This is a genomic window from Streptomyces sp. NPDC051180 (assembly GCF_040689545.1).
Classification (GTDB): Bacteria; Actinomycetota; Actinomycetes; order Streptomycetales; family Streptomycetaceae; genus Streptomyces.
Genome location: NZ_JBFBBC010000002.1, coordinates 57,191 through 69,410 on the forward strand (window position 1 = coordinate 57,191; position 12,220 = coordinate 69,410).

Here is a 12,220-nt window from a genome sequence, read left to right on the forward strand (position 1 = left end):
CGAGGTTGGGCATGCCGCCGCGCCGCGTTGTCGTCAGTCGCCGAGGCCGGCGAGGTCGCGCAGACGGCGGGCCTGGGCGGCGCGCTCGGCGACGCGCTGCTCCTCGTAGGAGCGGCCGGCGACGCCCTGGAGGAGGGCCTTGGTCTCGGTGACGGCGTCGCGGGGCGCCGCGAGCAGGGCGGCGGCGAGGTCCCGTACGGCCGCGTCGAGCTCGTCCGCGGCCACGGAGAGGTTGGCGAGGCCGATCCGCTCGGCCTCCTCCGCGTGGACGAAGCGGCCGGTGGCGCAGATCTCCAGCGCGCGGGCGTAGCCGACGAGGGAGACGAGGGGATGCGTCCCGGTGAGGTCGGGGACGAGGCCCAGGCTGGTCTCGCGCATGGCGAACTGCACGTCCTCGGCGACGACCCGCAGGTCGCACGCGAGGGCGAGCTGGAAGCCCGCGCCGATGGCGTGGCCCTGGACGGCGGCGATCGACACGAGGTCGCCGCGGCGCCACCAGGTGAACGCCTCCTGGTACTCGGCGATGACCGCGTCGAGGTCCGCGTCGGAACCGCGCGCGAGGTCGAGGAAGGACGGCTCCCCGTCGAAGCCCTCGGGGGTGAACGCCTGCCGGTCGAGCCCGGCGGAGAAGGACTGGCCCTCACCGCGCAGGACGACGACCCGCACACTGCCCGGCAGAGACCGGCCGGCTTCCGTCAACGCCCGCCACAGAGCGGGAGACTGAGCGTTGCGCTTCGCCGGGTTGGTCAGGGTCACCGTGGCAACGGCGTCTTCGACGGTGAGCCGTACACCGTCCTTGTCGAATACGGGCTCAGAGTCTTCGAGCGTAGTCATGGGGCGCCTCCGGTTCCGGTGCAGCACTGCATGCGAACGTGCTAAGTGACTGCACAGTAACCACCTGGCCGGCCACAGGACCGACCGGGTGGCCACCGAGAGACCCGGTGGCCCGGTCGAGCCGCCCCGATGTCAGATCGAGGCCGCCTTCTTGCCCCGTGTCGCTCCGCCGCGTCCACGCAGCGTGACTCCGGACTCGCTGAGCATCCGGTGGACGAATCCGTAGGAGCGGCCCGTTTCCTCGGCCAGCGCCCGGATGCTCGCACCGGAGTCGTACTTCTTCTTCAGGTCTGCCGCGAGCTTGTCGCGCGCGGCGCCGGTCACCCGGCTGCCCTTCTTCAGAGTCTCGGCCACCCGTGCCTCCTCATGGGAAGTGCGCTCTGGACTTCTCATGATCACCCCTCTCCGGCGTCCTGGCCACCCATTCGACAAGGTCCGTGCCGCCGGGTTTGCGGAGGAGTACGTCGTCGTCACAGACGGAACCCATGATTCCGCCGGGCTCGAACGGCACATTCGTACCGGTCGGCACGGGAAGTGCCAGGTCAGCGACGACAAGGGAACACACGTGCGGCGCGGGTCTGCCGGAAGGATTCGGCAGAGCACCGCGCCGGGATGTACGAGAGACCCTCACTCAGATGAAGGATCACCGATGAGCCGAATGATCCAGCCCCGCATGATCACTCCGGGCTCCGGACGGGCACCCTCGGGCGCATCCGGAGCCGCGTGCCGGGTCAGGCCAGGGACACCAGGTCCGCGTAGTCCGCGCCCCACAGGTCCTCGACGCCGTCGGGGAGCAGGATGATCCGCTCCGGGTCGAGCGCCTCCACGGCGCCCTCGTCGTGGGTCACGAGGACGACGGCGCCCTTGTACGTGCGCAGCGCGCCGAGGATCTCCTCGCGGCTGGCGGGGTCCAGGTTGTTCGTGGGCTCGTCGAGGAGCAGCACGTTCGCCGAGGAGACGACGAGGGTCGCGAGCGCGAGGCGGGTCTTCTCGCCGCCGGAGAGCACCCCGGCCGGCTTGTCGACGTCGTCGCCGGAGAACAGGAAGGAGCCGAGCGTCTTGCGGACGTCCACCAGGTCGAGGTCCGGCGCGGCCGAGCGCATGTTCTCCAGGACGGTCCGCTCGGGGTCGAGCGTCTCGTGCTCCTGGGCGTAGTAGCCGAGCTTCAGGCCGTGGCCGGGGGTGACCTCGCCGGTGTCGGGCTGCTCGACGCCACCGAGGAGGCGCAGCAGGGTCGTCTTGCCCGCGCCGTTGAGGCCGAGGATGACGACGCGGGAGCCCTTGTCGATGGCGAGGTCCACGTCGGTGAAGATCTCCAGCGAGCCGTACGACTTGGAGAGCCCCTCGGCGGTGAGCGGGGTCTTGCCACAGGGCGCCGGGTCCGGGAAGCGGAGCTTGGCGACCTTGTCGGAGGCGCGGACGGCCTCCAGGCCGGAGAGCAGCCGCTCGGCGCGCTTGGCCATGTTCTGCGCGGCGACGGTCTTGGTGGCCTTGGCGCGCATCTTGTCGGCCTGCGAGTTGAGGGCGGCGGCCTTCTTCTCGGCGTTCTGCCGCTCGCGCTTGCGGCGCTTCTCGTCGGCCTCGCGCTGCTGCTGGTAGAGCTTCCAGCCCATGTTGTAGACGTCGATCGTGGAGCGGTTGGCGTCCAGGTAGAAGACCTTGTTGACCACGGTCTCGACGAGGTCGACGTCGTGGGAGATCACGATGAAGCCGCCGCGGTAGGTCTTCAGGTAGTCGCGCAGCCAGATGATGGAGTCGGCGTCGAGGTGGTTGGTCGGCTCGTCGAGGAGCAGGGTGTCGGCGTCCGAGAAGAGGATCCGGGCGAGCTCGACGCGGCGGCGCTGACCGCCGGAGAGGGTGTGCAGCGGCTGGCCCATGACCCGGTCGGGCAGGCCGAGGGCGGCGGCGATGGTGGACGCCTCGGCCTCGGCCGCGTAGCCGCCCTTGGTGAGGAACTCGGTCTCCTGGCGCTCGTACTGCCGCATGGCCTTGTCGCGGGTGGCGCCGGAGCCGGTCGCGATGCGCTCCTCGTTCGCCCGCATCTTCTTGAGGAGGGTGTCGAGGCCGCGGGCGGAGAGGATGCGGTCGCGGGCCAGGACGTCGAGGTCGCCGGTGCGGGGGTCCTGCGGGAGGTAGCCGACCTCGCCGGAGCGGGCGATCGCGCCGGCGGCGGGCTGGCCCTCGCCGGCGAGGCACTTGGTGAGGGTGGTCTTGCCGGCTCCGTTGCGGCCCACGAGACCGATGCGGTCGCCCTTGGCGATGCGGAAGGAAGCGGATTCGATGAGGACGCGGGCGCCGGCGCGCAGCTCGATGCCGGAAGCGGTGATCACGGACAGACTCCAGGGCGATGGGAAGGGCGGAAGGACGACTGGTGGCGGGCTTCGACGCCGCTAATGCACCCAAGGGAGAATGGCCATGCGGCCAGTCTAACGGGCGCCTGCAACTGGTTTTCGGCCATGTGGGGCACGGAGGCCCGATCGGAGCTTTCTCACATTCCCGCCAATGAAATTCAAAAGGGGCGGAAGGCCGTAGATCGTCCGATACTCGGCGCAGGGCGGCGGCCACTGCCGCGGCAGTGACGCGGAGGGTGGTGGACCGTGCAGTTCGACGACGACGCCGACCTGGACACCTCGGAGGTGCGGGACGTCCGCGGCAGCCGCATCCCCGGCGGCAGGGCGACCGTCGGCGGCGGCATCATCGGCCTCATCGCACTGGTCCTCGGCGTGCTCTTCGGCGTCGGCCCCGAGCAGCTCGGCCTCTCCGGCGGCGGCGACGAACCGGCCGCGAGCGCCTCCTCGGCGAGCCAGGTCGGCCAGACCTGCCGCAAGGGCTCGGACGCCAACACCCGCGAGGACTGCCGGATCGTCGCCGTCGTCAACAGCGTCCAGGACTTCTGGCGGAGCGAGTACGCGCGCCGCGGCGGGACCTACGGGAACGCCTCCACCGTCCTGTTCGCCCAGCGGGTCGGGACCGCGTGCGGCTCGGCGACCTCCGCCGTCGGCCCCTTCTACTGCCCCGGCGACCGGCAGGTCTACCTGGACCTGGGCTTCTTCGACGAGCTGCGCACCAAGTTCGGGTCGACCGGCGGGCCCTTCGCCCAGGCGTACGTGGTGGCGCACGAGTACGGCCACCACATCCAGAACCTGATGGGCACCCTGAGCCGCGCCCAGGACGGGCGGACCGGCGCGAACTCCAACGCCGTCCGGGTCGAACTCCAGGCGGACTGCTACGCCGGGGTGTGGGCGCGGCACGCGACGACCACCCCGGACGAGCGGACGGGCCGGCCGGTGCTGACCCGGCTCACCGACGACGACATCCGCGACGGCCTGGACGCGGCGGCCGCGGTGGGCGACGACCGGATCCAGGAACGGTTCCAGGGGCGGGTGACGCCGGAGAACTGGACGCACGGATCGGCGGCGCAGCGGCAGCAGTGGTTCTACCAGGGCTACCGGACCGGCGACATGGCCCAGTGCAACACCTTCCGCTGAGTTGCCGGGGGCGACTGCCAGACTGAGATCCAGGTCACATTCGGCTGCATCGAGAGGGAGTGACGGAATGACCGAAGCGCCGCACATCTGTCCGACGCTGACGTACCAGGACGCCAAGGCGGCGATCCGGCAGCTCACGGAGGGCTTCGGCTTCACCGCCACGGCCGTGTACGAGGCCGAGGACGGCCGGATCGCGCACGCCGAGCTGTCCTTCGGCAACGGCATGGTGATGCTGGGCAGCAAGGGCACCGGCAGCGAGTTCGACAAGCTGATGGCCGGCGGCGGCCCGGTGGGCGTCTTCGTGCACGTGGACGACGTCGACGAGCACCACGCCCGCGCGGTCGCCCACGGCGTCGAGATCGTGCTGCCGCCCACCGACCAGGAGTACGGCTCCCGGGACTACACGGCCCGGGACGCCGAGGGGAACATCTGGAGTTTCGGTACCTACACGCCCGGCGCGGCCGACTAGGAGGTGCGGCCCCGGCGGGCGCGGGCCGGGCGGCGCCGGCCGGTGCGGTCGCTCCGTCACGCGCCGCCGGTGTGGACCTGGAAGGCGGCCCTGCGGACCGCCTTGGCCAGGGCCGGGTCCGGATGGGCGGCGGCGAGGGCGACCAGCACCTGGACGGTACGGGGATGGCCGACCGCCCGGACCTCGTCGAGCAGCGCGGGGACGGTGCCCTGCACCGCGGAGTCGAGGTGGCGGACGAGCAGCGCGCTCTCGCCGTGGTCGGCGACGGCGGCGGCGGTGTCCACCCAGAGCCAGGTCGCCTCCTCCCGGCTGAGCACCTCCTGGGCGTCGTCGGGGTCGGCGCCGTCGTACTCGGCCAGCCAGAGCAGCGCGTAGGGGCGCAGGGAGGGCTCCGCGACGGTGGCCCTGACCTCGGCCTCGGCGGGCGCCCCGACGACCCGGAGCGCCTCGAAGGCGAGCCCGCGCAGCAGCGCGTCCTCGCCCCGGGCGACGGCGAGCAGCTCGGTCACCGCGCTGGACAGGGTGCGGGCGGCGAGCCAGGCGCGGTACTCGTCGCGGGCCGGGCCCGGGGTGAGCCGGGCGCAGCCGCGGAGCATGTCCTCGGCGGACTGCTCGATGTTCCCCGCGGGGCTCTGCGCGGCGACGCAGATCTGCTCCAGCTTGACCCAGACCGCCCAGTTGCCGAGCGGGGTCAGGGTGGCGTGGCGCTCCGGAGCACCGGGGTCGAGGGTGAGTGCGCCGACGGCGGCCAGACCTTCGAGCGCCCAGTCGAGCAGGGCGGGCAGGCCGTCGGTGCCGGGGACGTCCGCCGGTTCGGGGGACGGCTCGGCCGCGGGCACCTCGCAGCGCTCCTCGCGGAGTTCCTCGACCCGCTGGACGAGGAGGTCGAGGAGGGCGGGGACGAGCACCGGGCCCTGGGAGAGCTGGAGCAGCGACAGCACCTGCGGGACGGCCTCGACGACCTCGGCGACGGCGCCGGGCGCGACCCCCTCGGGGGCCGGGTGGACCAGGGACCAGGCGTCGAAGAGGGCGACCCAGCCGCGGAGGACGGCGGAGTCGTCGCGGTCCCAGGCGTGCAGCCGCCAGCCAGGGCGTACGGCGTCGCCGTGCAGTTCGACGAGGCCGGCGAGCCGGGCGCGGTCCCAGCCGGCGCCGATCTGGCCGGGTGTCAGGCCCAGTGCGGCGGAGGCTCGTTCCCGGGCGGTGTCGGCCCCCGCGCCGGGGCGGAGGGTGGTCTCGGCGCCGTGCTCGACGGCGGCCCAGCGGGCGATCCGTACGGCGTCGGCGAGGACCTGCCGGGCCTGCCGGGCGAGTTCCGCGCGGGGCGGAGTGCCCTCGGGCGGCCGCGGCGCCGGCCGGGTGCGCCGGGTCGTCACGGCCCGTCGGGCGGTGGCCAGGGCCCGCGGGCGGACGAGTCGGAGTCTGGAGTTGCGCGCCAATGGTTCATCGGGCTTTCGAGACGTCACGGGGGCAGTCTTCCCGCTGACGGCCCGAAAGCCCAATCGGAATCCGCTGCCCCGTCACAACTGCCGCCGGAACGCCTCTCCGGGGCGGCACCGCCGCGGCCTCCCGGGCTTCCCCGGGACGGGTCAGAAGAGCGGGGTGAGGAAGCGGCGCAGGGACTCCTCGTAGCCGACCGGGTCGGCGTTCCACATCGCCGCGTGCGGCGCCTGCCGGACGGTCCGCAGGCTGACCAGGTCGGGGCGGCGGGCGGCGAGCTCCACCGACGGGCCCCAGGGGGCGATCGTGTCGTCGGGGCCGTGGACGAGGAGGACCGGGACCCGCAGGGCGTCCGGCGAGGCGGCGGCCCCGACGCGGTCGCCGTGCGCGCCGGTCCTGCCCTGGGCGGCGCGGACGGCGAGCGGGAGCAGCGGGCCGGGGACGTGGCGGGCCGCGGCGAGGTTGCGCAGGGTGGCCTCCCAGTCGAGGACCGGGGAGTCGAGGACGAGGCCGGCGATGCGGTCGCGGACCCCGGACTCGGCGGCGGCCCGCAGGGCCATCGAGGCGCCGGTCCCCCAGCCGTGCAGGACGACCTGGGAGGCGCCGCGGCGGACGGCGTAGCGGATGGCGGCGTCGACGTCGCGCCACTCGGAGTCGCCGAGGTGGGCGAGGCCGTCCGGGGAGGGCGGCGCGCCCTCGTCGCCGCGGTAGGCGGGGACCAGGACCGGGATCTTGCGGCGGTGGAAGAAGGGGACGACGTTCAGCGGGTGCTCGCGGGTGGTGCCGAGGCCGTGCAGGGCGATCACCCAGGTGCTGCGCGGGCCGTGCACGATCCAGGCGGGCAGGGGGCCGAGTTCGCCGGGGATCTCGACGTCCTCGTGGGCCAGGCCGAGGGCGGTGGTCGGGGTGCCCCGGTGCAGCTGGGGGGTGAGGCGGACGCGGCTGCCGGGGCCGGGGGTGCCGAGCTCGACGCGTTCCAGACGCCGGACGACGGTGTCGGCGGTGTGCGGGACGCGGTCGAGGACGGGGCCGACGACGGCGTGCAGGCCGGGGGCCTCGATGCCGTACGTGCCGGGGCGCAGCGAGGCGAGGCTGCGGGTCAGGGTGATCCGGTCCGGGCCCGTGGCGTGCACGGTCAGGCGTGGATCCCCGGGGAGGGGTCGTCCGGACGGCGCCTTGAGGGCGACGTCGCTGGCGTACCGGCCGGCCGCGACCGCGGCCGCGCCGGCACCGATCAGAGTGGTGACGGCCACTGCCGTCGCTGTAGCCGGGCGCACGCTCTCCAGTGTCGGCAGGGTGCGGGCGGGGTGCCACCGGACGGAGCCGGGCGGGGGGGCCGACGGCGGCGGCGTGCGCTCCTCCGGACGCCACCCAGGGGAGTGACATGGGTCTCCCCGGCGGGGTCCCCCGGTCGGATGGTTCCGTCCGGGGAGCGGAACGGGGCGGTCGCGGAGGAACCCGGGCAGGTCATACGTGCCCGGGGAGGGACCGGATTACCCGGGGTTGCGGGGTGACCGCATCGTGGACAGCCGACCCTCTGGGAGGACAAGCGGAATCTCTTGACACCGGATAGGGACACCACGCCGCCCGCCCCAGTTCATCTTCCGTTCACCCAGGTTGCTTACGTTCGTCGAGCCACTGACGTCAAACGATTGCCTGGGTAAATGGAACACATCACGCTGCTGCTCGCCATTGTGGTCGTGACAGCTCTCGTGTTCGATTTCACGAACGGTTTCCACGACACCGCCAACGCGATGGCCACGACCATCTCGACCGGTGCTCTCAAGCCCAAGACGGCGGTGGCCATGTCCGCCGTGCTGAACCTCGTCGGAGCGTTCCTGTCCGTGGAGGTCGCCAAGACGATCTCCGGCGGGATCATCAACGAAGAGGGCATTCGTACAGAAGTGATCTTCGCGGCGCTCGTGGGCGCCATCCTGTGGAACCTGCTGACCTGGCTCCTGGGCCTGCCGTCCAGCTCCTCCCACGCTCTCTTCGGCGGACTCATCGGCGCCGCGGTCATGTCGGCCGGCTGGTCCGCCGTGAACGCCCCGACCATCGTCACCAAGGTCCTGATCCCGGCCATCGCGGCGCCGATCGTCGCCGGCCTCGCCGCGATGCTGGCCACCCGGCTGACGTTCAAGATCGGCGCCAAGACCGACGAGAAGCACACCGCCAAGGGCTACCGCGTCGGCCAGATCGCCTCCGCCGGTCTCGTCTCCCTCGCCCACGGCACCAACGACGCCCAGAAGACGATGGGCATCATCACCCTCGCCCTGGTCACGCAGGGCGTCGTCAGCCCCGGCTCGAACCCCCCGCTGTGGGTCGTCGTCTCCGCCGGTGTCGCCATCGCGCTCGGCACCTACCTCGGCGGCTGGCGCATCATCCGCACCATGGGCAAGGGCCTCACCGACCTCAAGCCGCAGCAGGGCTTCGCCGCCCAGACCAGCGCCGCCACGGTCATCCTGGCCTCCTCGCACCTCGGCTTCTCCCTCTCCACCACCCAGTCCTGCTCGGGTGCCGTGATGGGTGCCGGCCTCGGCCGCAAGGGCGGCGTCGTCCGCTGGTCGACCGCGACCCGGATGTTCGTCGCCTGGGGCCTGACCCTGCCCGCCGCGGGTCTGGTCGGCGCCGGCGCCGAGTTCCTGACCAAGCAGGGCACCTGGGGCATCGCCGCCGTCGCGGTCCTGCTGGTCTCCGGTTCGGCCGTCATCTGGGCGCTCTCCCGCCGCAAGCCGGTCGACCAGCACAACGTCACCGCCGACGACCTCGACGCCCCCGAGCCCGCGGGTGTGGTGACCACGGCGATCGCCGCCGTCACCCCGCCGCCGGCCGGCTCCGTCGCCGCGGTCGCGGACGCGGACCTCAAGACCACCATCCCCGCGCCGGCTCCCACGGACCCGGCCGCTCCCCCCGCCCCCGCGGCAGCGGTGTAAGGAACCAACGACATGAAGATCGACTGGGCAGCCCTCGGCTCCGTCTTCGGAGTCAGCCTCGTGGCGACCGTCGCCCTGGTGGGCCTCTTCACCCTCGGCGTCATCGGCCTCTCCAAGCAGGAGCAGGCCGCCGCCCAGGGCGGTTCCGCCGCCCTGGCCCGCACCGGCGCGTACGCCTGCTTCGCCCTGTGCCTGGCGGCCGTGGCGTACGGCATCTACCTGATCGTCGCCTGACGGTCCCCGGTACCTCGGCCGGGCGGTCCGCACCTTCGGGTGCGGACCGCCCGGCCCTCGTGTTTGTGGTGCTCCGCACAGTGACGCGACGCAGGTCAACGGTGAGTTGACGGCTGTTCTCGGGCCGTGGTGGACTGCCGAGGCCATTACGGCGGCAGCAGAGGAAGTCCGGTGCGAATCCGGCGCGGTCCCGCCACTGTGACCGGATCCCCAGGGTCCGGGAGTCAGGAACTCTCGCCGCCGGTCACGTCGATCCAGGGCGCGGACCCTGAGTGAGGACATTGCGCCATGCCCGGCCGCAGCCGCAGCCTTTCCAGAGCCACCCGTGTCTTCGCGTACGGAGCGACCCTCGGCCTCGCCGTCGACCGGCTGGTCGGCGACCCCCGCCGCGGACATCCCGTCGCCGCGTTCGGCCGGGCGGCCGCCGCCGTCGAGGAGCGTCTCCACCACGACCACCGGGGCTGGGGCGCCCTGCACACCGCCGTCTGCGCCGGCGCCACGGCCGCGGCCGGCGCCCTCGCCGCCCGCGCGGTCAAGGACAGCCGCGCCGCCTCCGTCGCCCTGACCGCCGCCGCCGTGTGGGCCGTGGTCGGCGGGACGACCCTGGGCCGGGAGGCCCGCGCGATCGGCGGGGCGCTGGAGGCCGGGGACCTGGAGGTGGCCCGGGAGCGGCTGCCCCACCTCTGCGGGCGCGACCCGCAGGCCCTGGACGGCCCCGCGATGGCCCGCGCGGTCGTGGAGTCCGTCGCCGAGAACACCTCCGACGCCGTGGTCGGCGCCCTCTTCTGGGGCGCCGTCGCGGGCGTGCCGGGGCTCGTGGGCTTCCGGGCCGTCAACACCCTCGACGCGATGGTCGGCCACAAGTCCCCCCGCCACCGCCGGTTCGGCTGGGCCTCGGCGCGGCTGGACGACGTGGCCGGCTGGCCCGGGGCCCGGCTGACCGCCGTCCTCGCCACCGTCGCGGGCGGCGACCCGCGCGGAGCCGCACGGGTCTGGCGCGCGGACGCGGCACGGCACCCCAGCCCGAACGCGGGCCCCGTCGAGTCCGCCTTCGCGGGCGCCCTCGGCGTGCGGCTCGGCGGGACCCTCGCGTACGGCGGGCGGGTCGAGCACCGGCCCGTGCTCAACGGGGAGGGGCGGCCCGTGGAGGTCGCCGACATCGAGCGGGCGGTCCGGCTGTCCCGCCGGGTCACCGGACTGACCCTGGCCGCCTGCGTGGGCGGCCGGCTGATCGTGAGCGCGCTGAAGCGGAGGAACGCATGAGGGGTGGCGGACTGCTCGTCGCCGGGACCACGTCCGACGCCGGCAAGAGCGTGGTGACGGCCGGAATCTGCCGCTGGCTGGTCCGCCAGGGCCTGAAGGTGGCGCCGTTCAAGGGACAGAACATGTCCCTCAACTCCTTCGTCACCCGCGAGGGCGCCGAGATCGGGCGGGCCCAGGCCATGCAGGCCCAGGCCGCCCGCGTCGAGCCGACCGCGCTGATGAACCCGGTGCTGCTCAAGCCCGGCAGCGACCGTTCCAGCCAGGTCGTCCTGATGGGAAAGCCGGTCGGCGAACTGAGCGCCCGCGGCTACCACGGGGGACGGCAGAAGGAACTCCTCGAACCCGTCCTGGCGTGCCTGGAGGAACTCCGGGGCATGTACGACGCCGTGATCTGCGAGGGGGCGGGCAGTCCGGCCGAGATCAACCTGCGGCGCACGGACATCGTGAACATGGGCATCGCGCGGGCCGCGCGGCTGCCCGTCGTGGTGGTCGGGGACATCGACCGGGGCGGGGTCTTCGCCCAGTTCTTCGGGACGACGGCGCTGCTGGGCCGCGAGGACCAGGCCCTCGTCGCCGGCTACCTGGTGAACAAGTTCCGGGGCGACGTCACCCTGCTCGAACCCGGCCTCGACATGCTCCACGGGCTGACCGGGCGGCGGACCTTCGGCGTCCTGCCGTACGCGCACGGGCTGGGCATCGACGAGGAGGACGGCCTGCGCGTCTCGCTGCGCGGCACCGTCCGGGAGTCCGTCGTCGCGCCGCCGGTCGGCGCCGACGTGCTGCGGGTCGCCGTCTGCGCCGTACCGCTGATGTCGAACTTCACGGACGTCGACGCCCTGGCCGCCGAGCCGGGCGTCGTCGTCCGGTTCGTGGACCGGCCGGAGGAACTGGTCGACGCCGACCTGGTCGTCGTCCCCGGCACCCGCGGGACCGTCAAGGCCCTGGCCTGGCTCCGGGAGCGCGGGCTCGCCGGCGAACTGGCCCGCCGCGCGGCCGAGGGCCGCCCGGTGCTCGGTGTCTGCGGCGGCTTCCAGGTCCTCGGCGAGCACATCGACGACGAGGTCGAGTCCCGGGCCGGAGCCGTCGAGGGCCTCGGGCTGCTGCCCGTGCGCGTCCGGTTCGCCCGCGAGAAGACCCTCGCCCGACCGGTCGGCGAGGCCCTCGGCGAGCGCGTCGAGGGGTACGAGATCCACCACGGGGTCGCGACCGTGGAGGGCGGGGAGCCCTTCCTGGACGGTTGCCGGGTCGGCGCCGTGTGGGGCACCCACTGGCACGGCTCCCTGGAGAGCGACGGCTTCCGCAGGGCGTTCCTGCGGGAGGTCGCGGCGGCGGCGGGACGGCGGTTCGTCCCGGCGCCCGACACGTCCTTCGGCGCCCTGCGCGAGGAGCAGCTGGACCGGCTCGGCGACCTGATCGAGGAACACGCGGACACCGACGCGCTGCTGCGGCTGATCGAGCGGGGTGCGCCGTCGGGGCTGCCGTTCGTCCCGCCGGGTGCGCCGTGACGGGGGCCGGCCCCGTGGGGCACGAGCCGACCGAATTCGAGGAGAGGACCACCC

General features: G+C 73.5%; 11 protein-coding genes and 1 riboswitch. Of the genes, 6 read left to right on the plus strand and 5 right to left on the minus strand.

The genetic code is table 11. The annotated features are described in order from the left end of the window. Positions 1 to 33: 33 nt before the first annotated feature. The 3 genes from AB0424_RS03720 to AB0424_RS03730 all read right to left on the minus strand — a co-directional run bounded on the left by AB0424_RS03720 (position 34) and on the right by AB0424_RS03730 (position 3,164). Positions 34 to 834: an enoyl-CoA hydratase/isomerase family protein gene (locus tag AB0424_RS03720; RefSeq protein WP_366301955.1), complete on the minus strand. Its 801-nt coding sequence runs from the start codon at positions 832 to 834 to the stop codon at positions 34 to 36. A gap of 132 nt (positions 835 to 966) precedes the next feature. Next, positions 967 to 1,188: a helix-turn-helix domain-containing protein gene (locus tag AB0424_RS03725; RefSeq protein ID WP_017238561.1), complete on the minus strand. Its 222-nt coding sequence runs from the start codon at positions 1,186 to 1,188 to the stop codon at positions 967 to 969. 377 nt (positions 1,189 to 1,565) lie between these two features. Beyond that, positions 1,566 to 3,164 (minus strand): ABC-F family ATP-binding cassette domain-containing protein, encoded by a 1,599-nt coding sequence (locus tag AB0424_RS03730; RefSeq protein WP_366301958.1) that lies wholly within the window; start codon positions 3,162 to 3,164, stop codon positions 1,566 to 1,568. Positions 3,165 to 3,431: 267 nt separating this feature from the next. Here AB0424_RS03730 and AB0424_RS03735 point away from each other — a divergent pair, with 267 nt between their 5' ends. Continuing rightward, complete coding sequence (locus AB0424_RS03735) at positions 3,432 to 4,322, plus strand: neutral zinc metallopeptidase (protein WP_366301960.1); 891 nt, start codon at positions 3,432 to 3,434, stop codon at positions 4,320 to 4,322. Between the two features lie 67 nt (positions 4,323 to 4,389). Further along, positions 4,390 to 4,791 carry a VOC family protein gene (locus AB0424_RS03740; RefSeq protein WP_366301961.1) on the plus strand — a complete coding sequence of 134 codons (402 nt, stop codon included), beginning with the start codon at positions 4,390 to 4,392 and terminating at the stop codon, positions 4,789 to 4,791. Between the two features lie 56 nt (positions 4,792 to 4,847). Here the strand turns inward: AB0424_RS03740 and AB0424_RS03745 are convergent, their stop codons facing one another. Continuing rightward, on the minus strand, positions 4,848 to 6,167 hold the full coding sequence (locus tag AB0424_RS03745; protein ID WP_366302661.1) for a hypothetical protein: 1,320 nt from the start codon (positions 6,165 to 6,167) through the stop codon (positions 4,848 to 4,850). A gap of 213 nt (positions 6,168 to 6,380) precedes the next feature. Continuing rightward, entirely contained in the window at positions 6,381 to 7,508 is a 1,128-nt protein-coding gene (locus AB0424_RS03750; protein ID WP_366301962.1) for a hypothetical protein, read from the minus strand. Between the two features lie 387 nt (positions 7,509 to 7,895). On the opposite strand from AB0424_RS03750, the gene AB0424_RS03755 reads away from it, so the two are divergent. The 4 genes from AB0424_RS03755 (at position 7,896) to AB0424_RS03770 (ending at position 12,166) form a co-directional block, all read left to right on the plus strand. Further along, on the plus strand, positions 7,896 to 9,164 hold the full coding sequence (locus AB0424_RS03755; RefSeq protein WP_366301963.1) for an inorganic phosphate transporter: 1,269 nt from the start codon (positions 7,896 to 7,898) through the stop codon (positions 9,162 to 9,164). 12 nt (positions 9,165 to 9,176) lie between these two features. Then, positions 9,177 to 9,398, plus strand: a complete 222-nt coding sequence (locus AB0424_RS03760) for a hypothetical protein (protein WP_189802473.1) — start codon at positions 9,177 to 9,179, stop codon at positions 9,396 to 9,398. A 121-nt stretch (positions 9,399 to 9,519) separates the two neighbouring features. Next, positions 9,520 to 9,652, plus strand: a riboswitch (cobalamin riboswitch). A 34-nt stretch (positions 9,653 to 9,686) separates the two neighbouring features. After that, a complete protein-coding gene (locus AB0424_RS03765) occupies positions 9,687 to 10,661 on the plus strand; it encodes a cobalamin biosynthesis protein (protein ID WP_366301965.1) in 975 nt (324 codons plus the stop codon). Further along, on the plus strand, positions 10,658 to 12,166 hold the full coding sequence (locus AB0424_RS03770; RefSeq protein WP_366301967.1) for a cobyric acid synthase: 1,509 nt from the start codon (positions 10,658 to 10,660) through the stop codon (positions 12,164 to 12,166). Before AB0424_RS03765 ends, AB0424_RS03770 begins: the two co-directional genes overlap by 4 nt. The last annotated feature ends 54 nt before the right edge of the window (positions 12,167 to 12,220 follow it).